Below are 23,198 nucleotides of genomic sequence, written 5' to 3' on the forward strand. Positions count from 1 at the left end.
CCTCGCGCAACGCGCGGAACTGTTCGCGATGTCTTCGGTCCAAACGTTTTGCTCGCAGGGACAACGCATGTCGGCGGAAAAAGTTGGCGGCTTTCGCAGGCGCACATTGCAACCCTCGCATCCTGCCGCCGTTTCGCCTGCCGGAGGCAATCATGTTCGAAGGTTTTCAGACCCTCGAGGTCGACTGCGGGGATGCCCGCATCTTCGCCCGGCGCGCCGGCGACGGGCCCGCCGTTCTTTTGCTGCACGGCTTTCCGCAGACGCATCTGATGTGGCGCGACGTGGCGCCACGCCTGGCGGACCGGTTCACCGTCATATGCGCCGACCTGCGCGGCTACGGCGCCAGCTCATGCCCGGCGTCGAGCGCCGATCACGCCCCTTACGCCAAGCGCGCCATGGCCCGCGACATGGTGGCGCTGATGGCCGAGCTCGGCTTTTCCAGCTTTATGGTCGCCGGCCATGATCGCGGCGGACGTGTCGCCTACCGCCTCGCGCTCGACCATCCCGACCGCGTCGAAAGGCTTGCCGTGCTCGACATCGTGCCCACCGCCGACGCCTGGGACCGGGCCGACGCCAGGCTGGCGCTCGGCTATTGGCCGTGGTCGTTGCTGGCGCAGCCGGAGCCGCTGCCGGAAAAGCTCCTGGCCGGCGCGGCCGACGCGATCGTCGATGCCGCCCTGGGCGGCTGGGGCTCGGCGCCAGAGACGTTTTCCGCCGGCGTGCGCCAGGCCTATGTCGAGGCGCTGCGCGATCCCGCCCATGCCCATGCGATCTGCGAGGAGTACCGGGCGGCCGCGAGGCTCGACCGCGAGCACGACCATGCCGATCGCGCCGCCGGCCGGCGCATAGCCTGCGCGGTGCTGGCGCTGTGGAGCGGGCAAGGCGCGCTCGCTGAATGGTATGCCGGCGAAGGCGGACCACTGGCCTTGTGGCGCGGCTGGGCCGGCGATCTGCGCGGCCATGCGGTCCAGGGCGGGCATTTCTTTCCCGAAGAAGCACCCGCGCAAACGGCCGCCGAATTGAGCGCTTTCTTCGCCGGCCCCGAAACCACCGCCCGAGAGGGCAATGTCAGGAAAAGTGCCTAGCGGTTTCCCACGTACCACTTTCCCTGGGGAATCGCGTCGAAACGTCTGGAGCGGTTCAGCGGGAACCTTCCCAGCCGGCCGCGACCAAGGGAATTGGAACCACATCCTTGGCTGCGCAGTTGCAGGGGCATCGAATGAACCCGGGAGCAGAACCATGCCACGCGGAGAAAAATCCAAATACACCGACAAGCAGGAGCGCAAGGCAGACCACATCGCCGAGGGCTACGAGCATCGCGGCGTGTCCGAGAAGGAAGCCGAGCGCCGCGCCTGGGCCACCGTCAACAAGGATGATGGCGGCGGCAAGAAGGAGGGCGGCTCCGGCCGCGGCAAGCACACCGGCCATCCCGCCGCGCACAAGGGCGGCGAAAAGGGCGGCAAGGCTTCCGCCTCGCGTTCGGCCGCGAGCCGGTCGGCATCGGCCAGGAAGGCAGCCGCGACCCGCAAGCGCAACGAAGCGCACGCCCATTGATGCGCGGGGCGACCGGATCGCGAAATTCTTATGCGCCTTGCCTGCCCTCGCCCGGGCCGCTCTTGATCAGATCGTCGCCCGGCGGATCATCGAAGTTGGGCTCGGCCGGATTGTCGGACGACGGCCTTTGCGGACAGTCCTCGTAGCCGTGGTCGCGGCCGCCGCAGAACGAACAGCACATGGCTTCGCGTTCCCTGTTCCCGGGCGGCCATCGCGGGGTTTGGTAAGGCTTCCTGCCGAGCATGCCCAGCAATGCGCGAGGCGCGATTTGGTTGCGCGCCCGCGCCGTCCCTCGCAAGAGAAGACGCCGGCTGTTGCGCAACCGCCAGACAAAGTGCGAATCTCCCCGGCATGCCGCAACCAAGCTTGATCGCCCGGCGTTGCGGATCATGCCTTGGAGAGACCGCCATGTCCGTTCGAATCCTGTTGCCGACCGTGGCTGCCATGCTTGCCGCCACCGGCCTGGCCGAAGCCCGGCCCGACAGCCGCGCCATGAGCTGCGCGCAGATCCGCGCCATGATCCACAGCCACCGCGCCGTCGTGCTGACCACCGGCCCCAATACCTATGACCGCTATGTCAGGCAGTTCGGCAATGAATGCGATTGGCCCGAAGTGCCGATGTCGGCCTATATCCCGGCCCGCGACGGGCACTGTCCGGTCTACCGCTGCGAGGAGCCGGTCAACAATTTCCCGAATTGACCGGTCGGCCAGGCGCCGGCATCGACGTTCGGGGATTGCCGCATCCCTGCCTGAAACCATTCCGAGGGGGCCGCGTTGACGCGTGGGGTGGCCGCCACAGGAGATGCCCATGACGTCAACTGCCGCGTATCCATCGACAACCGGCCTCAATCGATCGAGGCCGTTTTCCAGGCCGTGCCCCGGATCGGCGAGAGCGTTTCGCTGTCCGTCGACGGAAACGCCCAGGACCTGCGCGTTTCGCGTGTCGTGCATGTGCCCGACGGCTCGCTCGAAGGAGCTGCGATCATCGTCGAGGTGACGGCCAACATCCTCTAGCCCCCTGAATCCGCAAATGCGGCGCGCCTTGGCCACGGCGGCGGCTTTCAGATGCCTAAGCCGATCGTCTGGCCGGCGTCTTCCATAGGGTGCTGCGGCACGATGATCGACGCCAGCGGCGCGTTCAGCGTCCATCTGAAATAGCCGGGCGAGCGCTCGATCACGGCGGACCCGCCGAGCGACTGCGGCGCCACCCTTTGCAGGACAACGGTGCCGAACCCCTTGCGCGTGGTGTCGTCGCGCTCGTCGCCGCCGCTATAGGGGGGCGACCGCTCCTCCCAGACAAGTTGGAATTCGCGTTCGGCCAGAGCGTCGTCGCTCATGCTCCAGGTCACCTCGACCCGGCCGGAATCGCTGGCGAGCGCTCCATACTTGGACGAATTGGTGCCGAGCTCGTGGAAAGCCATGCCGAGATTCTGCACCGCATTCGACTGCAAGGTCAGCAGCGGTCCCGAAAGCAGTATCTGCTCCTCGCGGCCGAACGGTTTGAGATGTTCCTGGACCAGGTCGAACAGGCTGGCTCCCGCCCAGTTCGAGGTGACCAGCAGATCGTGCGAGCGTGACAGCGCCATGATGCGGGCGCGGATCATCTCCTCGAACTCGCGCGGGTCCTGCGAGCGCTTGCTGGTTTCCCTGACCATCGACAGGATCACCGCAAACTGGTTCTTGACGCGATGGTTGACCTCGCGCATCAGCATCTTGATCCGGCGCTCGTTCTCCCTGCTGGCGCTGATGTCGCGGGCGATCTTCGAGGCGCCGACGATCTCGCCGCTGGCGTTCCTGATCGGCGACACCGTCAGCGAAACGGCAATGAAGGTGCCGTCCTTGCGCTTTCGCGTCGTCTCGTAGCTCGCGAGGCGTTCGCCGCGGCGGACCTTGGCGATGATCTCGGTTTCCTCGTTCTTGAGGTGGTCGGGGATGAGCATCAGGATCGACTGCCCCAACGCTTCCTCCGCGCTGTAGCCGAACATGCGTTCGGCCGCCTGGTTCCAGCTTTTGATGATGCTGTTCAGGTCCTTGCTGATGATGGCGTCGAAGGAGGAATCGACGATCGCCGCCAGCTGCGCATCGGCCGTTGCGTCCTGTTTTTCACCGCTTGCTATGTCAGCCATTGCCCCGCCAGGTGTCAGCCTATAGCCACTAGATAACGCGTGCGCCGGACAAGGCAATCACCTTGAAGCGGCCTGCTGCTTCAACTTCATCGAAATCGCCTCGCCGGCTAACATAATCGAGGGGAGGTCGTTCCGCAGATCAGGCGGAGCCGGCATCGAAGACGCCAGCGACCATACAAAGGCTTTTCGAGCACCAGGACAGGGCGGACATTCAAGTCTATGGGCACCGGAAGCGCAGAAGCCGTCCTTGCGGGCCGGCATCACCTGAATGTCACCGCACCTCAGTCAGAGTGGCCGTCGCCCACATTGCCGTTGCCGCCGGGGGTGGACAGCAGTCCGAAGTCCTGGGACTTGACGCCCTGCTCCGCCGCCAGGAATCCGTCCGAGGCGAGGCCACGCCGCAAGAGCTCCCTGACCGCGGCCGAGCGGCTCGGCATGCGCTTGTCGAAGCGCCAGTTCTCCAATGCCGCCAGTTCATCGGCGGTCAGCATGACCTGCAAGCGTTCAGGACGTTCCAGTTCAGTCACGGCACTTCCTCGCACAACCGAATACGTGAATGAGTATCTGTCTCATTCCACTAATAATTAGGATAGCAATCCTAACACGTCAAGGCCGGCACATACGCGACCTCCCCATCCTGCTCATGATGACTATAAAGCGTCGGGCGCGCCTTTGCGTAACCATGCTAACTAACTGATATATATCGAGTATTTTCAGATTTCCGCTTGCCACACACCGATGCGAGGCGCATGCTACAAAGGCAAAACCAGTCCAGGAGGTTTCCATGCGGTATGACTACTCGACGCGGTTGCGCGATGACGTTCAATCCGCGGTCACCACGGCTTTCAGGACGTACGGCATCGTCAACATCACCGCGGTGGCCGAACGGATCAGGCTCAGGAACCTCGACGAAAACGTTGCTCTCGAGGACGTCGAGCACCTGGTCCTGGCGGCCGCCCAACTGCTTGGCGCCGCCATCGAATTCGAGGGCCTGACCATGATCGACCGCTTGCCGGACGCTCATGTCAACGGCCGCCCCGGCGGACCGGCCCCTGCCCTGAAGCGCCTCGTCTGAACAGATTTGAGGCGACGCGCTAAGTCATTTCGGGCGACCTGCATCAGGGCTCCGGTGGCCGGGCGAGCCCGCTGGACGCGGCCTACCTGTGGAAATTGAGCGCGCGCGCTATATGGTGTTGAATTCCCCTCCGGAGAACACGCCATGACGCTCGACACACGCAAGCTCGGCAGCCAGGGGCTGCGGGTTTCTGCCATCGGCCTCGGCTGCATGGGCATGAGCCAGTCCTACGGCCCGGCCGACGAAGCCGAATCCATCGCCACGCTGCACCGCGCCATCGAACTCGGCTGCACCTTCCTCGACACCGCCGAGGTGTATGGCCCTTACGCCAATGAGGCGCTGCTCGGCCGCGCCTTGAAGGGCAAGCGCGACCAGGTGACCATCGCCACCAAATTCGGCTTTCGCATCGAAAATGGCCGGCAGGTCGGCACCGAACGCGACAGCAGGCCGCAAACCATCAGGGCGGCGGTTGAAGGGTCGTTGAAGCGGCTCGCCACCGACCATATCGACCTTCTCTACCAGCACCGTGTCGATCCAGCCGTGCCGGCCGAGGATGTCGCCGGCACGGTCGGCGAACTGGTCAAACAGGGCAAGGTCCGCTTCTTCGGCCTGTCGGAGGCGGGAGCCGCGAACATCCAGCGGGCGCACGCCGTGTTTCCGGTCTCGGCGCTGCAGAGCGAGTACTCGCTGTGGGAGCGCAATCTCGAGCCGGAAATCATTCCCCTGCTGCGGCAAACCGGCATCGGCCTGGTGCCGTTCTCACCGCTCGGCCGCGGCTTCCTGACCGGCGGCGCCAAGCGCGCCGAGGACTATCCGGAAGGCGATTACCGCCGCGGCGACCCGCGCTACCAGGGTGCGAACTATGACGCCAATGTCGAGGCCGCCGCAAAGGTCCGCGACATCGCCGCCGCCAAAGGCGTCAAGCCAGGGCAGATCGCGCTGGCCTGGCTCCTGGAGAAGGGCAACGTCTTCGGTGTCGACATCGTGCCGATCCCCGGCACCAAGCGGATCAAATATCTGGAAGAAAATGTCGCCGCTGCGTCGCTGAAACTGGAGGCCGCCGAGATGGCGGCGCTCGACGACGCGCTGGCCCCGGGGAAGGTCTCCGGCCCGCGCTACGGCGACCGCACCATGATGATGATCGACCGATAGGTTCGCACGTCGCCGGTGAATCGGGCCTATTCCACCGGTGCGGGCTTTTGCCGAGGATCGGGCCGCAACCGCTGGTGAAGTTCCCTGCCGGCGTGCAGGGTCCGGTCCGCCAGCGCGGCGAGTGTTCCGCGCAAGGTCCTTGTTCCCAGCACCGAATCCAGCGTCACCGACTGGGTCGCGAAGCGCCGCTTGAAGTCCTCGCCGCCGCACAGGAAGTCGACCATCGTCAGCCCTCTGTCGATCGACCACTGGATGTAGTCCATCATCAGCACCATGCCGGGAGACGCCCGTTCGACATCCGGATCGTAGGTCGTGACGAAGGCCATCATCGTGTTGCGCTGGACGAAATTGATCGAGACCGCCACCACCATCCCGGCGCATTCCAGCACGAAGACATGCAGGAGCCCTTCCCTGGCCAGCACCGCGACCAGCGCGGCCAGGGCCGGCGACCCCTCATCGAACAGGTTGGATTCGTGTCCGCGCGCGGCGAGCCATTTGCGCTTGAACTCGGCGAGCCTGTCGAGGACGGGCTGCATCGGCTCGTCCGGCGACATGAGGCGGAACCGCACTTCGCCGCCTTCCTCGAGGAATTTGCGGCCACGGCGATAATTCTGGCGCATCTTCTTCGTTTGTTCCCCGAACCAGTCCGCGCCCGTACGCCATGGCCCGGCGACCCGGAAGCTGGTTTCGCTGCGGCGGTTCGGGCGCAGCGCCATCTTGGGCGCCGAAGCGGGAGCAAGCAGCGTGCGCATCGCGGCGTCCGGCAGCAGGCGGTTCAGATAGACGAGATCGAAGCCGCCCGCGGCCGAAATTTCCTGCCATAGCGCCGCGACCGCCGCCGGATCGCAGTCCGGCGCGACCAGCACGTCGCCATAGTCGCTGTGGTCCTTGGCAGCCCATTCCAGGACGTTGACGCCCTTGCGCCGCACCGTCGCCAGCGGGATGACGGCGTCGATCCGGCCACCGTTCCAGACGAGGCCGATCCTGAGACCACGCAGCTCCCGGTCCGGGGCCGTCTGCCACCACGCCGTGACCCAGGCGTGGCTTTGAAAGATCAGCCCCTCCGCCCGGCGCCACAGCTCCGTCCAGGCCGGCCCGACCGACGCGAGGCGCTCCTCGGAGGTGACGATCTCCAAAGCGCCGGCCTTCCGGCCCTCGATCGCGGCGTGAGCGTTCATGGCTGCGGGCTCCGTGTCGGCTCGGACGAAGCGCGGCGGCGAAACCGCCGGGCGATGTGCCCCCACATCTTCTTGAGCGGCAGCACGTAAAGCCCCGACAGGGATTGATAGTCGCGCGCGCCGCGTTCCATCAATCCGAACCTGAAATCCTCATCGGGCTTGGGCACGCACAACGTTCCGAATAGCCGGTCCCAGAACGAGAACAGCAAGCCGAAATTCTTGTCGTAGTGTCTTGGATCGACGCTGTGGTGCAGTTGGTGCCAATGCGGGCACAGCACGATGTTGTTGAGCGGCCCGAACGATATCTTGAAATGGGTGTGCCTGACGAAATCCATCATCAGGATATTGCGCATGACGTAGACGTTGACGCCGAAGATCGTCACTTCGACGAGGTTAAGCGACAAAAGGGTCCAGATGCCGAAGCAGATCCCGGGTATGACGCCGTCCCAGGCGCGGTTCATGAGCTCGTCGAGCGGATGAACCCTGTCCTTGGTGATCCCGACCATCACCTCCGCCGAGTGATGCACCTTGTGCAGTTCCCACAGGAAGGGGAAGCGGTGCTGGGCCACATGGTAGAGGTAATAGGATATGTCGTAGGCGATCAGCATCGTCACCGTGAAGATGACGATCGTCACCGCTCCCGGCGGTCCCGGCAGCAGCGGCGGCTCGATCTGGAGGAGTGCCGCCAGCGTCCGATTCGTCGCGTAGCCGACGGCGACGACGAAGGTCACGCCCGCGGGCAGCATCAGGAAGGGCATAATCGCCTTGCGGGTGATCCAGAAAAGCAGGTCCGCCCGCGCCGAGGGATGCGTGACGATCTCGTTGGGAAAGACGAAATCGAAGAATTCCCTGAAGCTCTTGCGCTCCGCCGTCCGCCAATAGGCGATCAGGGCGCTGCCCAGCGCGGTCAGCAGCAAGAGGCCGGCCGCAAGCAGGCTGGAGCCGGACAACTTGTCCAGGATCCTTTCGATGATGCCGGCAATCGACATGGGCCCACTCATTTATGCAACCGAAGCTTGACTTGTAGAAAGCGATTTACCTGACAGGCAGGGCAAGCCGCCACGCCGTCAGGGCTCTCGATCATTTCGCCGTCACCCTAGTCGAGAATCCATATCGAAAGCTTAAGCTAATTAAAAACAATGAATCCGCTAAAAAGCTCGCTATATATTGCCGAATTCTGAATAAAACTCCTAAAATTGACAGCAAATGACCGGCGGCGCTTGGCGTGGAGATCGCAACTTCGGGGAATCGCCGGGTGATCATGCCGGTCCCGAGCTCGCCGGCCCGCGGCCAGGCTGCCAAACCCCTCCCAGGCTTATTTCCCGGCGCCCGGCTGCTTGTTGAAGATCGTGAGCAGGTCCATCGGCAGCGGAAACACCACCGTCGACGAGCGCTCGCCGGCGATGTCGTGCAGCGCCTCGAAATAGCGCAGTTGCATGGCCTGTGGCTCCTGCGCCAGCATCTTGCCGGCCTCGACCAGCTTTGCCGCCGCCTGCTGCTCGCCATCGGCGTTGATCACCTTCGCGCGCCGCAGCCTTTCAGCCTCGGCCTGCTTGGCGATGGCGCGGACCATGTTCTCGTTGAGGTCGACATGCTTGATCTCGACATTGGACACCTTGATGCCCCATGCGTCGGTCCGCTGGTCCAGGATCTCCTGGATGTCGCTGTTCAACTTGTCGCGCTCGGCCAGCATCTCGTCGAGTTCGTGCTTGCCGAGAACCGAGCGCAACGTGGTCTGCGCGAGCTGGTTTGTCGCGGCCATGAAGTCCTCGACCTGGATGACGGCCCGCTCGGCGTCGACGATGCGGAAATACAGCACCGCGTTCACCTTCACCGAGACGTTGTCGCGCGAGATCACGTCCTGCGGCGGCACGTCCTGGACCACCACGCGCAGGTCGACCCGCACCATCTGCTGGACGAAGGGGACGAGGAGGATGAGGCCGGGGCCCTTCACCCCGGTGAAGCGGCCGAGCGTGAAGACCACGCCGCGCTCATATTCCCGCAGGATGCGAATGGCGGCGGACAGGAAGATCAGCACGATGAGGGCGAGCACCAGATAGGCGACGTAACCGATGATCATTGCCTTGCTCCATTGTTCCTGCGCCGGACCGTCAGCACGAGATCCCTGACGTCGGCCACCTCGACGCTGTCGCCGGGGGCGAGCGGTTCATCGGCTTTCGCCCGCCAGCGCTCGCCCTGCGCGAGCACATGGCCTTCGCTACCCGACCAGTCGAGAATCCTGGCCGGCAGCCCGTGCATGGCCTGCGCGCCGACACGCGGCAGGCTCCTGCGCGCCCTCCACAGATAGCTGCCGGCCAGCAGCGCCAGGCCAAGCGTCAGCGCCGCGGCGGTGCCGATGAGCGCCCACGACATCTCGAAGCCCGGGCCCTCGACCTTGAGCAGCATGGCGGCGCCGAGCAGGAAGGCTGCCACGCCTCCAAGCCCGAGCACCACGGTCGGGTTGAAGGCCTCGATGACGAGGAAGGCGATGCCAAGCAGCATCAGGGCGAGGCCGGTATAGCTGATCGGCAGTAGATTGAGGGCATAGAGCCCGAGCAGCAGGCAGGTGGTCCCGATCACGCCGGGCGCCACGGCGCCTGGGCTGGTGAACTCGAAGACGAGGCCGTAGACGCCGGCCAGCATCAGGACGACGGCGATGTTGGGATCGGTGATGACGGCGAGAAGCAGGATCAGCCAGCCGGGATCGAGCGTCTCGACCGCCACGCCCTTGGTCGCCAGCACCTGTTGCTTGCCGGCCACCTCGACCGTGCGGCCGTCGGCAAGCTGGAGCAGTTCGGCGGTGTCGCGGGCGACGAGGTCGACTACATGTGCCTGAAGTGCCGCATTGGCGGAAAGGCTGGCTGCCTCGCGCACCGCCTTTTCGCCCCAGTCGGCATTGCGGCCGCGCAGTTCGGCGAGCGAACGGATCAAGGCGACCGCGTCGTTCGTCACCTTTGTCACCATCGGGTCGCCGGCCGGAGGCCCGGTGGCATTCTTCTGGTCGCCCTTGTCCTTCTCGTCGCCACCGGGAAGGGGCGGCAACCCGCCAAGCTCGACCGGCGTGGCGGCGCCCAGATTGGTGCCGGGCGCCATCGCCGCGACATGGGTGGCATAAAGGATATAGGTTCCGGCACTTGCCGCATGCGCGCCGGCGGGCGCGACATAGCCGATGACGGGAACCGGCGAGGCAAGGATATCGGCGATCATTTCGCGCATCGAGGTGACCAGCCCGCCCGGCGTGTCGATCTCGAGGACAACGGCTTCGGCGTGCCGCTCGGCGGCTTTGGCCAGCGCTTCGTTGAGCTGCCTGGCGCTCGCCGGGCCGATGGCGCCGTCGATCACGACGCGCAACGCGACCTTCTCCGTAGCCTCCGCGGTCACGGAAGAGTGACTGGCGGCCGCGGCGGCCATGAAGGCCGCTGCCAGAACCGCCATCCGCGCGAGGGTCACGCTCAAAACTCCCTGGATTACGCGGGATATGCTGTGCAGGATATGGCGTTCGGTCCGTCGAAATCCATGGCCTGGCCTCAGATTGCAAGCCGGCGACCCTGCCCTTCGCAGCCGGCGGCAAACGCAATGGGCAGACGTTCAAAGCCGGAAGGGGCCCCGCTCGCGCGCCGGCCCCGTCCTTGGTCAGCGGTCACGCATGTGCGTGCGGGTGACGGACGTCCCAGACGGCCCAACCCGATACGGCAACCACCAGCACGCCGAGAATGACGTGGGTGGCCATCGCATTCGTGTTCGCCATGAATTTGAGCAGCCAGGGCGACACGATCAGCCAGAGCCCGAGAACGACACCTACCCATTCCTCCCACTCGGCGAAGGCGGCAAGCGCCGCCACGGCCACCGCGCCCAGCACGACGCCGACAATCCAGGCGTTCCATGCGGGAGCGGTTTCAGCAGCGAAGCCGATTATCCAGGGTGAGATGAACAGGCAGACGGCAAGGACCAGATTGAGCCAGTCCTGGCCTTTCTTTCCTTCCATGAGTGTATTTGCCATGACAACCTCCATAGATGAAGCTTGGCCAAAGCGTTGTATTCGCGTGCAAACGCACGCTTAATGGTTGATGTAACTATGCCTCACATGGCCTTCAAGGCCTGCCCCACGGACGGGTCGCCTCCGCGTGGATCGAGCTCCCTCCACCCGATCGGGATCAACGAGACCGGCCACATCAAGGCAAAACCACCCGCCTCTTGTCGGCGCATTCTAGAACGTGATTTTCACCGAGGCGGCACTGCGGTTGGCCGCCCCGTGATGCACCGCTTCGATGTTGTTGCCGTCCGGGTCGAGAAGGAAAGCGGCGTAGTAGCCGGGGTGGTACCGGCGTTCACCCGGCCCGCCATTGTCCCTGCCGCCGCCGTCCAGCCCGGCCTTGTAGAACGCATCGACCATGGCGCGGTCCTTCGCCTGGAATGCCAGATGATGGCGACCGGTCAACTCTCCCCGGGCCGCGCGGCTGTCGGCGGTTGAAATGAAAAGCTCGTCGGCCCAGAAATAATCGGCAGCGCTGCCGCCGATCGGAATGTCGAGCACTCGAAACACCGCCTCGTAGAAGCGGCGGCTGGCGGCGATGTCCCTGACCACCAGTTGGATATGATCGATGAGCCGGCCGCGATGCAGTTCTTCCATGCAAGCTTTCCTCTCGCCAAGGGTTCGAATCTAGCTTCGCATGATCCGGCGTCAATGCCGCGCCGAACGTCAGGACTTTCGCGCGGCATGCCGCGCCAGTGCGTGCTCGATCAGCACGTCGATGACCTGGCTGTAGCCGATGCCGATCGCCGCCAGCGCCTTGGCATACATCGAGATGTCGGTGAAGCCGGGCAGCGTGTTGACCTCGTTGACCAGCAGCGAGCCGTCAGCCCGCAGGAAGAAGTCGACGCGGGCCATCGCCTCGCAGCCGAGCGCCTGGAAAGCCCGTGCCGCCATCTCCCTTGCCTCGTCGGCGACCGCGGCCGGGACATCGGCGGGCACGTTCACCACGGCGCCGTCGGCGTCGAGATATTTGGCTTCATAAGTGTAGAAGCCGTGCTTGCCGGCCGGAATGATTTCGCCGGGCAGCGATACGGTCAGCGCTCCGTCGGCTCGCTCCAGCACCGAGCATTCGATCTCGCGGCCGTCGACGAACTCCTCGATCAGGACCTTGCCGTCGTAGCGGAAAGCCGTCTCGACGGCCCGTTCGAAGCCGTCCCGGTCGTTCACCTTGCTGACGCCGAAGGACGAGCCCTGGCGCGCCGGCTTGGCGAAGAAAGGCAGGCCGAGCGCGCCGGCGATCTCCTGGAACGGCCCGACATCGTTTCGATGCACGGTGACGGAACGGGCAACCGGCAGCCCGGCCTCGCGCAGCAGCCGCTTGGCGATATCCTTGTCCATGGCGGCGGCCGAGGCGAGAATGCCGCAGCCGACATATGCGACGTCGGCGACCTCGGCATAGCCCTGCACCGAGCCGTCCTCGCCGAAAGGACCGTGCAGCACGGGAAAGACGACGTCGACCGGCGGCAGGTCGGGCTGTGCTCCGCCGCCTGGTGCGGCCACCAACCTGCCTCTGCCACCGGGCAACAATGCGACCTCCACGCCTTCTTCTGACACCGGCGCCCCTGCTCTGTCGTCGCCGGCTTCGGACGAAGATTGCAGCAGCCATCGACCGTCCCTGGAAATGGCGATCGGCACCACCTCGTAGCGCGTCCGGTCGATGGCCTTCAGCACATTGGCGGCCGAAAGGCGCGACACGTCATGCTCGGCCGAACGCCCGCCATAGAGGACGGCGACCCTAATCTTGTTCTTCATTGAAAAGCCTTGTCCTTCATCGAAATCCCTCGAGATCAAATGCTGACGGCAATGCCGCGATTGGCAAAGAAGCGGTCGAAATCGGCCGGCGCCAACACTGCATTTGCCCGTGTGGCGCCGGTATGGCCGGACGGATTGTGAAAACGAAAACCCTCATCGGATGCCGACATGACCAGCACCAGATGGCCGCCCTTGGACGGGGGCTCGCGCTCGGGCCAGCGGATCGAGCTGCTGACCGAGGCGATGAAGAAGCGCGACCGCCCGAGGATCGCCTCAATGTCGGCTGTCGCGACATTGGTCATCACCTCTGCCTCGAGGCCGAATTCCGCCTTCACGAAGCTGACGAACGGGGCGTAGATCAGGCCCTTGATCGATCCCTCGGTGACGACATAGCCGCCATATCCGGTGCAGCGCCTGGCCAGTTCGATCGTCGGCACGATCTGGCCGCGCGCCGCCAGGATCATCTTGAGGCACGCCATGCCGCAGACATTGGCGGCCCACAGCGCGTATTCGTCGAGTGTGCGCGCGCCCGAGTTCTCCCACAGCGGATCGTGCCGCAGCGCCACCTCGGCGCCATCGGCAAGGACGGCCGAAGTCATATCGGGCGTCTCCCACTGGCTGAAAAACGGCACGGTCCCAGGCGGTGGGCTCATCAATTCCTCAAAACAGATCATTTCAATTTCGTATACAGGGATACGAGAGCGGAGAACAGTGCTTCAAACCTGATCAGGCGATGGTCCGCGCTCGGGTTTTGCCCGCCGGGCGAAGCTTGCCAATGCCCGCCGATCGGCGCACTCTCAGCCCTACGAAGCCGGTCGCCGGGCGTCGGTTCCTCTCCTCGCCCGTCGTGTTAGGATTGCGCAATGACCCGCGACCAGATGCTCGCCCACCTCCGTGCTGCCGACGCCGTCGCTCGCGACGCGGCCGTGCACGGCCATCATCCGTTCGGCTGCGTACTGGTCGGGCCGGACGATCGCGTGCTTATGCGCCAGGGAAACCTCGACACGGTGCGCCATGCCGAGACGGAGCTCGCCCGGCGCGCCGCGGCTGCCTACGAGCCGGATTTCCTCTGGTCCTGCACGCTGGTCTCGACCGGCGAACCCTGTGCGATGTGCGCCGGAACGCTCTACTGGGCCAATATCGGCCGCCTGGTCTACGGCTTCGAGGAGACGAAGCTCCTGGCGCTCACCGGCGATCACGCCGAGAATCCGACGATGAGCCTGCCCTCGCGCACAGTGCTCGCCTCGGGCCAGAAGAAGATCGAGGTCTTTGGCCCCTTCCCCGAGATCGAGGACGAGCTGATCGCGCCGCATCGCGATTTCTGGACGCGCTGACGCGCCGGCCGAGGCCGCGCGCAAAGCCGCCAGATGGCCACCGGAACGGAATTCAAACGATCTCTTGGAACGTGTTTGCCAACAGCGTCGTCAATGCGCTGGTGGCCCGGGCGACTGCCTGAACCGGTCATGCCTACCGCCCATAGGTGTACGTCACGCTGGTCTCGCCGAGCGCCTGGCTCTTCGCGGCCACTGCCACCATTTCCGGAGAGGGATTCTCCGGCGCGCGCAGCTTCGGCGCGCCGAGCGCATAGAGCGTGAAGACATAGTGATGCGTGCCGCTGCCGGGCGGCGGGCATGGCCCGAAATAGCCTGCGCGGCCGATGCCACCCTTGCCGAGCACCGTACCCTTGGGCAAGCCTTTGCCGCGCTTCGAGCCAGCCCCTTCGGCCAGGCCCTTCGCGCTTGCCGGGATGTTCCAGGCCAGCCAGTGCCAGAAACCCTTGCCGCCGCCGGCGTCGGGGTCGAACATGGTGAGCGCGTAGCTCTTGGTGCCTGCCGGCGGGTCCTTCCATCTCAAGGCGATCGATACGCTTTGCCCGCTGCAGCCGCCGGCCTTGTCGCCGAGATATTTTTCGGCCCATTTGCCGTTGGAAACCGACGGGCTTGAAATCTCGAAAGCCGCCGCCTGATTGGCGAGGCCGAACAGCACCAGCACGGCGAAACCGAGGCGCAAGCTCATGGCTTCCTCCACTTCCAGCCAAGATGCCGACGAGTTTAGCCGAAAAGCGGCCCGAAATTAGGCAATTTGGCGTGAAACTGCTGGTGGGAGCCGCGGGAACCGTCGATCCTCCCGACATGGGCTGCCGACGGCGCTATTCCGCCGCGCTGCATTCTTCGGTCGGCTCAGCCGCAGGCGGACCGATCGCCGAGATCCAGAGCCGGTCGATGTCGGCTAGCTGCGCGCGGTCGATTTCGTCGAGATGGTTCCAGTACATGCCATCCTCGTAGAAATAGCCGAGCTCGCGCTCGATTTGCTCGGCCGCCTCGACCCTATGGTGATGGATGCCCGCACGCGCATCCATCTTCATGCCGGCGAGGCGCTCGGGGGACAGTAACCGCAATTCCTCGAAGGACAGCCTTGGGAAGACCAGGCGGCTTTGCGGCAGGTCCGACAGGTTGATGCAGAGCGTGCCGCGTCGCAGCGCATGAATGAGCAGGCGGGCGGATTTGGCCTCGAGGCTCTGCAGCGTGACATCGTCGCGCAGCGGGTCGGCGCGGCCGATGCCGTAGAAATGGGTGTCGCCGGCCGTGTCGTAGATCATGTCGCAGCCGAGGAAGGCGAGCACGTCCGGCCTCTGGCTGTGGACGGCCCAATAGGCCGCCGTCAGCGACATGGTGGCGCCGGCATAGACGAAGCCGCCGAAAGTATTCTGGGCCGGCACGTAATGCGCGGCGCTGAAGATCTCGGCCTGCCGCAGCGGTTCCAGAGGCGGCATCCGGTTGGACGGGAAATCGCCGGCATGCACCAGCACGTCCCAGTCGGGGCGCACACGCCAGGCATTGTTGATGGCGACGATGCTGGCGAAGGTCTCCTTCGGCCAGGCGGCGCAGCGCACGACGTCGGGCGCGCTGCCGAGAAGCAGCGTCACTCTGGGCGTTGCGGAGACCATGACATCCTCATTCGACCGGCAAAGGCACGCCCGCATTTACCGCACGCCTTGCCAGGCGCACAAGGGCCGCCGACAAGCCGGCCTGACGCCCCGGGGCCAGGAATCCGGTCGGTTGCTAGTTCCTCAGCAGCTTGGCCAATCTGGGAATGCCCTTGGTCACAGCGCGGCGGTCGGCCAAGGTGAAGGACAGCCGCAGCGTGTTACGCCCGGTGCCATCGGCGAAGAAGGCGCTGCCGGGCACGAAGGCGACACGCGCTTCCTTCACCGAGCACGCCAGGAGAGGTTCGTGGTTCAAAGCTGGGCTTCGATGGCGGCCTTGTCGATGATGGACCACACGAGCCGGATCTTCGCGCCGCGAAATTCATAGAAGACGTTCTCGGCGAAGGACACTTTCCGGCCGTCTACGGCAAGCCCGAGGAAATTTCCCCTGGGCGTGCAGTCGAACATCAGGCGGCTCGCGACATGAGGCGGATCGCAGACCAGCAGCCGGATATCGAAACGAAGATCCGGAATGTCGTCGAAATCCTTCTCCAGCATCGCGCGGTAGCCGGAGAGACCGATCCGCCTGCCATTGTGGGACACGTCGTCGTCGACGAACTGCCCGAGGTTCGGCCAGTCCTGCCGGTTGAGGCAGGCAATGTAGTCGCGGTAGATACCGGAAAGGTCGGTCATGGCGCATGAACCCGCGTTCGTGGACACAAGGCTATTTTGCACCCGCAACAAGTCAGGGCAACCCGGGTTTGTTCGCCGCTGGAGCGATGCGCCGTCGTTTGGCCGGCGCCTTAAGCCTTGAGCAGCGCCGCCAGCCGCGGAATGCCCTCGCTCACCGCGCGCCGGTCAGCGAGCGTGAAGGACAGCCGCAGCGTGTTGCGCCCGGTGCCATCGGCGAAGAAGGCGCTGCCGGGCACGAAGGCGACACGCGCCTCCTTCACCGAGCGCGCCAGGAGCGTGGTGGCGTCAGCGCCTTCCGGCAGCGTCACCCAGACGAACATGCCGCCTTCCGGGCGGCTCCAGGTCACGCCTTCCGGCATGTTGGCCGCGAGCGCGCCGAGCAGGCCGTCGCGGCGTTCGCGATAGGCGCCGATCAGCTTTTCGACCTGGGCCTCGAACACCGCTTCGGCCGCCCGGTGCATCACCATCTGGTTGATCGACGGGCTGTGCAGGTCGGAAGCCTGCTTCATCAGCACCAGCTTCTCCACCACGTGACGCGGCGCGCAGACCCAGCCGACGCGCATGCCCGGCGACAGGATCTTCGAGAACGAGCCGCAATAGAGCGTGCGCGCCTTGTCGATGCCGCCGGATCGGGCGCAGTCCAGCGCCAGGATCGGCGGCACGCTTTCGCCATCATAGCGCAGCGCCCGGTAGGCGGCGTCCTCGACGATGGCGATGTCGAGCTCGCCGGCAAGGTCGAGCACCGCCTCGCGCTGCTGCCTGTCCAGCGTGTTGCCGGTCGGGTTGGCGAAATCCGGCACCAGATAGGCGAACTTGACCCGGCCGCCATTCGCCGCCGCCGCCGCGCGATAGGCATCCGGCGTCATGTTGCCGCCTTCCGGCCGCAGCCGGTCGTAGCGCGGTTCATAGGCGTTGAAGGCTTGCAGCGCGCCGAGATAGGTCGGCCACGTCACCAGTGCGGTGTCGCCGGGCGACAGCAGCAGCTTGCCGATATAATCGAGCGCCTGCTGCGAGCCCGAAGTGATGAAGATGTTGGCTTCCTCGCAGGCGACGCCGAGCTTGCCCATCTGCCCGGCGATCCATCGCCGCAGCGGCAGATAGCCCTCGCTCACCTGGTACTGAAGCGCGGCCCCCGCCTCGCCGCCGCCGAGCACGTCGGCATAGGCGTCGCGGATCGCCTCGGCCGGAAACAGCGCCGGATCGGGAATGCCGCCTGCGAAGGAGATGATGTCCGGCTGGTCGAGCAGCTTCAGCAGCTCGCGGATTTCCGAGGCCTTCATGCGCGACGAGCGCGACGCCAACAGGTTCATAAGGGTCAAGCACGCCTCCCCGGACGCATCGAATATAGGTCAACTTAGCTGACCTATATCTGGTCTCGCCGCAAATTGAATAGGGCCTGCTAGCCTTCCCGCATGCGCCAGCCGCCCGCCTTAGCGGAAAGCGACGGCCCCGCCTGCGCTACAAGGTCTTCTTGTAGCCGAGATGGGTGCCGGTGAAGCCGAGGCTTTCATAGAAGCGGTGCGCGTCCGCTCTGGTCTTGTCGGTGGTGAGCTGGACGAGGCCGCAACCGCGCGCCCGGCATTGATCAACAGCCCATTCGATCATCAGCCTGCCTATGCCTTCGGAACGGCGGTGCCCGGCGACCCGCACCGCCTCGATCTGACCGCGCCAGGCGCCCTTCCGCGACAGCCCGGCAAGGAAGCTGATCTGCAAGGTGCCGACCACGTCGGCGCCATCGACCGCCACCGCCAGCAACTGGTTGGGGTCGGCATCGATGGCGTTGAAGGCATCGACATAGCCCTGCGCCAGCGGCAGCGAGGCATCCTCTCTGGCCGCGCCAAGCGGATCGTCCGCCAGCATGGCCACGAGGGCAGGCAGGTCGGAGGCCAGGGCCTTGCGGAAGGTGATCATGAGCACGACTTACGGCGACGCGCCGGCGCCGGCAAGGCCGTTGGTTTGGAAGCCTCACCCTATCTTCGTCATCCTAGGGTCTGCGCCGCGTCGCTTCGCTCCTTGCTCCGCCCTAGGATGACGAACCGAGGGAACTTCTTCAACCCCATACCCATCCTGGTCTTACCGCACGGCGCCAGCGCCTCCCCCCAACACATTTGCAGCACCCGCCGGCAGCATATAGGAAAAGCCACAAGATGGCATTGGCGTCGGCGCCGGTCCTGGTTTCGCGGAGAGCGGTGTTGAGAGCGTGTGTTCGTCTGTGCCTGTCGCTGGTCGCGGTGCTCGCCTTGCCGCTTGTCGCCCATGCCCAATGGAAGCCCGTCGAGACGGTCGAGCCCTACGCCATTTCAGGCCGGACCGGACAGGAGCTCTACCGGTCGATCGGCGAGAACGGACCGCTGATCCGCGGCGCCAAAACGCGCACCATCGCCTACACCAATTTCAAGCTGACCTGGACCAGGGACTACCAGAACAAGGGCGGCGATTGCGTCCTGGCATCGGCCAGGCCGAAGCTGATCATCACCTATGCCTTGCCGAAGCCGTCAGGCTCCCTGCCGCCGGCCGTGCAGAAGAGCTGGGACAGCTTCATCGCCGGCGTCGCCGCCCATGAGAAAGTGCATGGCGCCGATATCATCGCCATGGTGCGCAAGATCGAGGCGGCGACCGTCGGCCTCAGCGTTGCCGACGATCCCAAATGCGCCAAGATCCGGACCGAGATGACCAGGCGCCTCTCCGAATTGTCGCAGGCGCAGCGGCGGGCAAGCCGCGATTTCGACCGCGTCGAATTCGGCAATGGCGGCAATTTGCAAAAACTGGTTTTTGGCCTCGTGACCGGTCCCTGAGAGGAAGGCGCCACCCTCACCGCGTCTGCGCGCTCGCCGCGAGCTCCGCCCGCTTCTCGTCCGACACCACGGCCAGATCCAGCACCTTCTGCAGTTCGGCGGCGTGGCGGAAGGACGGTTCGGCCTGCACGCCGGTCCGCACCGCGTCGGCGAAACGCTGGTAGTTGGTGGCCACCGTGCCGGCGTCGAGCTCTTCCCATATCCCGTCGTCGACATTTTCGCCGAGGCAAGCCTTGAGCGACGAGCCGTCGAGATTGTGCACCACTTCGAGACCGCCTCGATCGCCATAGATGCGCAGGCGCAATTCGTTGAGATGGCCGGTCGCCCAGCGGCTGGCATGCACCACGCCGAAGGCGCCGTTGGAGAAATCCACCGTCATGGCGAAACTGTCATTGGCGTCGAGCCCGTAGTCGCCGATGCGGTTGCCCGGCGCCTTGTCGAAGGAACGCAGCCGGCAGAACACATGATCGATGCCGAGGGCCGCGCCATAGCTGGCGAAATCGAGGATGTGGATGCCGACATCGCCAAGCACGCCGTTGGAGCCGTGGCCGCGCGACAGCCGCCAGAGCCATTTCGGGTCGCTGCGCCAGTCGCCCCAGAATTTCGACACCAGCCAGCTCTGCAGATAGGACGCCTCGACATGCCGGACCGTGCCGATCTCGCCGGCCTGCACCATCCGGCGGGCTTTCTGCAGCGCAGCGACATTGCGGTAGGTGAGGTTCACCATGTTGACGATGCCGGCTTTCTCGGCGGCCTCGGCCATCTCGATCGCCTTGCCGAAATTCTCGGCCAGCGGCTTCTCGCACAGCACCGGCTTGCCGGCCGCGATCAGCTGCATGGTGGTCGGGTGGTGGATGCGGTCCGGCGTGACATTGGCCACGGCGTCGAAAGCGCCCCATTTGAGCGCCTCGTCCAGCGCGGTGAAGCGGTTGGGGATGTTGAAGCCGTCGGCGAATTCGCCGACGCGCGCCGGATCGAGGTCGACGGCCCCGACAATGTCGACGCCATCGATGGCGCTGAATTGCCGTGCATGTTCCTGCGCCATCCAGCCGGTGCCAAGTATCAGAAGCCGCATTTTTCCTCCTTGGTGCGAGATGTCGTCGCGCCAGGCGGGATGCCGGACCCCCTCCGCGGCGCGCGTCGGACAGGCCTCCCCTCCCGGACCCGCCTCAAATAGCGCGAATGATCCCGCCGTCGACGCGGATGTTCTGGCCGGTGATGTAGCCGGCGCCGTCCGAAGCCAGGAAGGCGATGGTCGCGGCGATCTCTTCCGACGTGCCGTAGCGCTGCATCGGCACGGAGTCGCGGCGTTCTTCCGTCGCCGGCAGGCTGTCGATCCAGCCGGGCAGCACATTGTTCATGCGCACATTGTCCGCTGCATAAGTATTGGCGAAGATCTTGGTTAGGCGGCAAGGCCGGCGCGGAACACGGCCGAGGTCGGGAACATCGGGCTCGGCTCCACCACCCAGGCGGTCGAGATGTTGATGATGGCGCCGGCCTTCTGCTTGACCATCTGCGGCGCCACGATGCGCACCGGCCGGATGACGTTGAGCAGGTAGACGTCCATGCCGGCGTGCCACTGTTCGTCGGTGATCTCCAGGATCGGCGCGCGCGGCCCGTGGCCGCCGCTGTTGACCAGAACGTCGATGCGGCCATAGTGCTCCAGCGTCAGGTCCGCGAGGCGCCGCAGATCCTCGTTCGACTGGTTGGAGCCGGTGACACCGATGCCGCCCAGTTCCTTGGCCAGCGCCTCGCCCTTGCCGGACGAAGACAGGATGGCGACCTTGAACCCGTCCGCCGCCAGCCGCTTGGCCGCTGCCGCCCCCATGCCGCTGCCGCCCGCCACGATGACAGCCACTTTTTCTGAACTCATTGGGTTTTCCTCTCAAGGGGGTTGGCGGGAGTTGCGGTCTCAGCGGTCATATAGCCGGTTTCGTCGGCCGCTTCGAACCAGAAAGGCTGAACCGACCTGCAGAAAAATGCGACGCGCCAACCGCCCTAGCCTTCCACCGTCTCCAGCACGCTGAGCAGCGTGCCTTCCATGTCGGGCTCGTCGCCGGAGCAGACGCACAGCATTTCGGCGTCGCCGTCGCCCACAGAGAGGTAGGCGTGGCCCATGGTGGAATCGATATAGACGCTCTCGCCCTGTTTCAGCCGCACCGGCGCGTACTGGTCGGTGTGCAGCTCGATCTCGCCCTTGAGCACGATCAAAAATTCCTCGCCGGCATGTTTCGTCAGCGGCCCGAACTCCTCGGGCGTGCGGGCGCGCGCATAGGCGTGGATCGGCACCATGCGCTTGCGCACCAGGTCGGTGGCCAGGTACCGGTAGTCGTAATTGCGGGTCAGTTGGCGCAGTGTGTTGGACGGTGACGTCACGGAGCGGCGGGTGCGCGCCGCCGGCTGCTTGCGGTCGCCGCTGAGCAGTTCCGTTACATGGATGCCGAGCCCTTCGCAGATCTGCAGCAGCTTGTCGTAACTCAGCGACATCTGGTCGTTCTCGACCTTGGACAGCGTCGACACTGCGACCCCGGTGAGCCTGCTCACCTCCTGAAGGGTCCAGCCATGCGTCTTCCTCAAGCCGCGCAGGCAATCACCCAGGTTCGGTTGCTCCGACATGTCAGCTCCATGCTGCGGGATCGCGCAGCTCCATCCCTAGGTAGTTGAACTCCCCGTCGCCATCAACAACATCAACAATTTTCTTATACGCTAAATATTGACCGGATAAGAAATTATTTTTACGACTAATCGATGCAGTCGAATTCCCTCCCAAAAATCGTTGTCATCGGCGGCGGCATTGCCGGCCTCTCGCTTGCCGCCGAGGTGGCGGATTGGGCTGACGTCACCCTGATCGAGCGCGAGAGCCAGCCCGGCTATCATGCCAGCGGCCGCTCGGCTGCCCTGTTCACCGAGACTTATGGCAACCGCGTGGTGCGAGCGCTGACGCTGGCGAGCCGCCGCGCGATCTTCGACGGCGGCTTCGTCGCGCATCAACGTGGCGCGCTGCATGTCGGCCGCGCCGATGACGGCGCGGCCGTCGACCGGCTGGCCGGCGAATTGCAGGCCATGGTGCCGAGCGTACGCCGCCTCTCCGCCGCTGAGCTGCATGCGCTGGTTCCCGTCATCGATCCGCAAACCACATGCGGCGGTGTCCATGAACCGGGTGCGGTGGACGTCGATACCGGCAAGATGCTTGCGGCCTGCGCTTCGGCACTGAAGGCCAGGGGCGGCATCATGCGCACGGGCGAAGAGGTGCGCGAGATCGCGACCGCCGGCAATGGCTTGCGCGTCGCCACCAGTGCCGGCGCCTATCCCGCCGACATCGTCGTCAACGCCGCCGGCGCCTGGGTCGATGTCGTGGCCGGCCTGGCGGGGCTCACCGGCCTCGGCTTCCAGCCCAAGCGGCGCACCGCCTTCCTGTTCGACCCGCCCGCGGGGGCCGACATTGCCGGCTGGCCGCTGGTGGTCGATCTGCACGAACAATTCTACTTCAAGCCAGACGCGGGCAGGCTGATCGGCTCGCTGGCCGACGAAACCGATTCCGAGCCTTGCGACGCCTGGCCGGAAGACATCGACGTCGCCATCGCCGTCGACCGGATCGAGCAGGCAACGTCCATGCGCATAGGCCGCCCGTCGACGCCCTGGGCCGGCCTGCGCACCTTCGCGCCCGACCGCACGCCGGTCGCCGGCTTCGACCCGCGCCTGCCCGGCCTCTTCTGGCTCGGCGGCCAGGGCGGCTATGGTTTCCAGGTGTCGCTGACATTGGCGCGGCTCGGCTCGGCGCTGATGCGCGGCCAACCCTTGCCCGACGATGTCACCGCGCTTGGCGTCACCGCCGCGGGGCTGGCGCCCGACCGCTTCCTGGCCCCGGCGGCGACGCCATGAATTTCATGCCCTTCCCTCAACCAGAAAAAGTG

Annotated in this window: 27 protein-coding genes and 2 pseudogenes; 9 read left to right on the forward strand and 20 right to left on the reverse strand. The window is 65.2% G+C overall.

Annotation, left to right across the window (positions count from 1 at the left end):
• Window positions 1-152 precede the first annotated feature (152 nt).
• Together FJ867_RS15645 and FJ867_RS15650 are read left to right on the forward strand one after the other, a co-directional pair.
• Complete coding sequence (locus tag FJ867_RS15645) at window positions 153-1,085, forward strand: alpha/beta hydrolase (RefSeq protein WP_140817855.1); 933 nt, start codon at window positions 153-155, stop codon at window positions 1,083-1,085.
• A gap of 154 nt (window positions 1,086-1,239) precedes the next feature.
• Window positions 1,240-1,554, forward strand: coding sequence for a plasmid stabilization protein (locus FJ867_RS15650; RefSeq protein WP_140515975.1), 315 nt, complete (start codon window positions 1,240-1,242; stop codon window positions 1,552-1,554).
• A gap of 28 nt (window positions 1,555-1,582) precedes the next feature.
• Here FJ867_RS15650 and FJ867_RS28775 read toward each other — a convergent pair whose 3' ends face one another.
• Window positions 1,583-1,735, reverse strand: coding sequence for a hypothetical protein (locus FJ867_RS28775; RefSeq protein ID WP_181168368.1), 153 nt, complete (start codon window positions 1,733-1,735; stop codon window positions 1,583-1,585).
• Between the two features lie 227 nt (window positions 1,736-1,962).
• Here FJ867_RS28775 and FJ867_RS15655 point away from each other — a divergent pair, with 227 nt between their 5' ends.
• Both FJ867_RS15655 and FJ867_RS15660 read left to right on the forward strand, forming a co-directional pair.
• On the forward strand, window positions 1,963-2,253 hold the full coding sequence (locus FJ867_RS15655; protein ID WP_140547516.1) for a hypothetical protein: 291 nt from the start codon (window positions 1,963-1,965) through the stop codon (window positions 2,251-2,253).
• Window positions 2,254-2,328: 75 nt separating this feature from the next.
• Window positions 2,329-2,568: a hypothetical protein gene (locus FJ867_RS15660; RefSeq protein ID WP_246675058.1), complete on the forward strand. Its 240-nt coding sequence runs from the start codon at window positions 2,329-2,331 to the stop codon at window positions 2,566-2,568.
• A gap of 47 nt (window positions 2,569-2,615) precedes the next feature.
• Here FJ867_RS15660 and FJ867_RS15665 read toward each other — a convergent pair whose 3' ends face one another.
• Both FJ867_RS15665 and FJ867_RS15670 read right to left on the reverse strand, forming a co-directional pair.
• Window positions 2,616-3,680 (reverse strand): PAS domain S-box protein, encoded by a 1,065-nt coding sequence (locus FJ867_RS15665; protein ID WP_140499996.1) that lies wholly within the window; start codon window positions 3,678-3,680, stop codon window positions 2,616-2,618.
• Between the two features lie 281 nt (window positions 3,681-3,961).
• On the reverse strand, window positions 3,962-4,207 hold the full coding sequence (locus FJ867_RS15670) for a hypothetical protein (RefSeq protein ID WP_140499998.1): 246 nt from the start codon (window positions 4,205-4,207) through the stop codon (window positions 3,962-3,964).
• Window positions 4,208-4,464: 257 nt separating this feature from the next.
• On the opposite strand from FJ867_RS15670, the gene FJ867_RS15675 reads away from it, so the two are divergent.
• Both FJ867_RS15675 and FJ867_RS15680 read left to right on the forward strand, forming a co-directional pair.
• Complete coding sequence (locus tag FJ867_RS15675; protein ID WP_224519116.1) at window positions 4,465-4,755, forward strand: hypothetical protein; 291 nt, start codon at window positions 4,465-4,467, stop codon at window positions 4,753-4,755.
• 144 nt (window positions 4,756-4,899) lie between these two features.
• A complete protein-coding gene (locus FJ867_RS15680; RefSeq protein ID WP_140500000.1) occupies window positions 4,900-5,907 on the forward strand; it encodes an aldo/keto reductase in 1,008 nt (335 codons plus the stop codon).
• A gap of 26 nt (window positions 5,908-5,933) precedes the next feature.
• On the opposite strand, the gene FJ867_RS15685 is transcribed toward FJ867_RS15680, so the two are convergent.
• From FJ867_RS15685 to FJ867_RS15720, 8 genes are all read right to left on the reverse strand, one after another.
• On the reverse strand, window positions 5,934-7,085 hold the full coding sequence (locus tag FJ867_RS15685) for a GNAT family N-acetyltransferase (protein ID WP_140817857.1): 1,152 nt from the start codon (window positions 7,083-7,085) through the stop codon (window positions 5,934-5,936).
• Window positions 7,082-8,074 carry a sterol desaturase family protein gene (locus tag FJ867_RS15690; RefSeq protein WP_140500004.1) on the reverse strand — a complete coding sequence of 331 codons (993 nt, stop codon included), beginning with the start codon at window positions 8,072-8,074 and terminating at the stop codon, window positions 7,082-7,084. Before FJ867_RS15690 ends, FJ867_RS15685 begins: the two co-directional genes overlap by 4 nt.
• 326 nt (window positions 8,075-8,400) lie before the next feature.
• Window positions 8,401-9,165 (reverse strand): slipin family protein, encoded by a 765-nt coding sequence (locus FJ867_RS15695; RefSeq protein WP_140623014.1) that lies wholly within the window; start codon window positions 9,163-9,165, stop codon window positions 8,401-8,403.
• A complete protein-coding gene (locus tag FJ867_RS15700) occupies window positions 9,162-10,535 on the reverse strand; it encodes a nodulation protein NfeD (RefSeq protein ID WP_140817859.1) in 1,374 nt (457 codons plus the stop codon). Before FJ867_RS15700 ends, FJ867_RS15695 begins: the two co-directional genes overlap by 4 nt.
• Before the next feature lie 190 nt (window positions 10,536-10,725).
• The gene (locus tag FJ867_RS15705; protein ID WP_140500009.1) at window positions 10,726-11,085 is read right to left on the reverse strand and encodes an SPW repeat protein; all 360 of its coding nucleotides are present in this window, start codon (window positions 11,083-11,085) and stop codon (window positions 10,726-10,728) included.
• A gap of 207 nt (window positions 11,086-11,292) precedes the next feature.
• The gene (locus tag FJ867_RS15710) at window positions 11,293-11,715 is read right to left on the reverse strand and encodes a VOC family protein (protein ID WP_140500011.1); all 423 of its coding nucleotides are present in this window, start codon (window positions 11,713-11,715) and stop codon (window positions 11,293-11,295) included.
• A 69-nt stretch (window positions 11,716-11,784) separates the two neighbouring features.
• Window positions 11,785-12,870 (reverse strand): D-alanine--D-alanine ligase family protein, encoded by a 1,086-nt coding sequence (locus FJ867_RS15715; protein WP_140817860.1) that lies wholly within the window; start codon window positions 12,868-12,870, stop codon window positions 11,785-11,787.
• Between the two features lie 35 nt (window positions 12,871-12,905).
• Window positions 12,906-13,523 carry a C39 family peptidase gene (locus tag FJ867_RS15720; RefSeq protein WP_140657787.1) on the reverse strand — a complete coding sequence of 206 codons (618 nt, stop codon included), beginning with the start codon at window positions 13,521-13,523 and terminating at the stop codon, window positions 12,906-12,908.
• 210 nt (window positions 13,524-13,733) lie between these two features.
• Between FJ867_RS15720 and FJ867_RS15725 the strand changes: the two genes are divergently transcribed.
• The gene (locus FJ867_RS15725; RefSeq protein WP_140657713.1) at window positions 13,734-14,204 is read left to right on the forward strand and encodes a nucleoside deaminase; all 471 of its coding nucleotides are present in this window, start codon (window positions 13,734-13,736) and stop codon (window positions 14,202-14,204) included.
• A 133-nt stretch (window positions 14,205-14,337) separates the two neighbouring features.
• Here the strand turns inward: FJ867_RS15725 and FJ867_RS15730 are convergent, their stop codons facing one another.
• The 6 genes and pseudogenes from FJ867_RS15730 to FJ867_RS15755 all read right to left on the reverse strand — a co-directional run bounded on the left by FJ867_RS15730 (window position 14,338) and on the right by FJ867_RS15755 (window position 18,400).
• Window positions 14,338-14,886: a YbhB/YbcL family Raf kinase inhibitor-like protein gene (locus FJ867_RS15730; protein WP_140500017.1), complete on the reverse strand. Its 549-nt coding sequence runs from the start codon at window positions 14,884-14,886 to the stop codon at window positions 14,338-14,340.
• A gap of 133 nt (window positions 14,887-15,019) precedes the next feature.
• Entirely contained in the window at window positions 15,020-15,817 is a 798-nt protein-coding gene (locus FJ867_RS15735; RefSeq protein ID WP_140817861.1) for a hypothetical protein, read from the reverse strand.
• Between the two features lie 115 nt (window positions 15,818-15,932).
• Window positions 15,933-16,097: pseudogene (locus FJ867_RS15740) on the reverse strand (PLP-dependent aminotransferase family protein); the annotation flags it as partial.
• 11 nt (window positions 16,098-16,108) lie between these two features.
• Entirely contained in the window at window positions 16,109-16,489 is a 381-nt protein-coding gene (locus FJ867_RS15745) for an ester cyclase (protein WP_140500021.1), read from the reverse strand.
• 110 nt (window positions 16,490-16,599) lie between these two features.
• Window positions 16,600-17,799, reverse strand: a complete 1,200-nt coding sequence (locus FJ867_RS15750; RefSeq protein WP_181167687.1) for a PLP-dependent aminotransferase family protein — start codon at window positions 17,797-17,799, stop codon at window positions 16,600-16,602.
• A gap of 148 nt (window positions 17,800-17,947) precedes the next feature.
• Entirely contained in the window at window positions 17,948-18,400 is a 453-nt protein-coding gene (locus FJ867_RS15755; protein WP_140500024.1) for a GNAT family N-acetyltransferase, read from the reverse strand.
• 236 nt (window positions 18,401-18,636) lie between these two features.
• Here FJ867_RS15755 and FJ867_RS15760 point away from each other — a divergent pair, with 236 nt between their 5' ends.
• On the forward strand, window positions 18,637-19,284 hold the full coding sequence (locus FJ867_RS15760) for a DUF922 domain-containing protein (protein ID WP_140817863.1): 648 nt from the start codon (window positions 18,637-18,639) through the stop codon (window positions 19,282-19,284).
• Window positions 19,285-19,300: 16 nt separating this feature from the next.
• Here FJ867_RS15760 and FJ867_RS15765 read toward each other — a convergent pair whose 3' ends face one another.
• The 3 genes and pseudogenes from FJ867_RS15765 to FJ867_RS15775 form a co-directional block, all read right to left on the reverse strand.
• Window positions 19,301-20,359 carry a Gfo/Idh/MocA family oxidoreductase gene (locus tag FJ867_RS15765; RefSeq protein WP_140521504.1) on the reverse strand — a complete coding sequence of 353 codons (1,059 nt, stop codon included), beginning with the start codon at window positions 20,357-20,359 and terminating at the stop codon, window positions 19,301-19,303.
• 94 nt (window positions 20,360-20,453) lie between these two features.
• Window positions 20,454-21,157, reverse strand: a pseudogene (locus tag FJ867_RS15770) (SDR family oxidoreductase).
• Between the two features lie 125 nt (window positions 21,158-21,282).
• The gene (locus FJ867_RS15775; RefSeq protein WP_140685687.1) at window positions 21,283-21,900 is read right to left on the reverse strand and encodes an XRE family transcriptional regulator; all 618 of its coding nucleotides are present in this window, start codon (window positions 21,898-21,900) and stop codon (window positions 21,283-21,285) included.
• Window positions 21,901-22,032: 132 nt separating this feature from the next.
• Here FJ867_RS15775 and FJ867_RS15780 point away from each other — a divergent pair, with 132 nt between their 5' ends.
• Entirely contained in the window at window positions 22,033-23,166 is a 1,134-nt protein-coding gene (locus tag FJ867_RS15780; protein ID WP_140685686.1) for an FAD-binding oxidoreductase, read from the forward strand.
• Window positions 23,167-23,198: the final 32 nt, after the last annotated feature.

It is taken from the genome of Mesorhizobium sp. B2-5-3, from assembly GCF_006441005.1.
Lineage (GTDB): Bacteria > Pseudomonadota > Alphaproteobacteria > Rhizobiales > Rhizobiaceae > Mesorhizobium.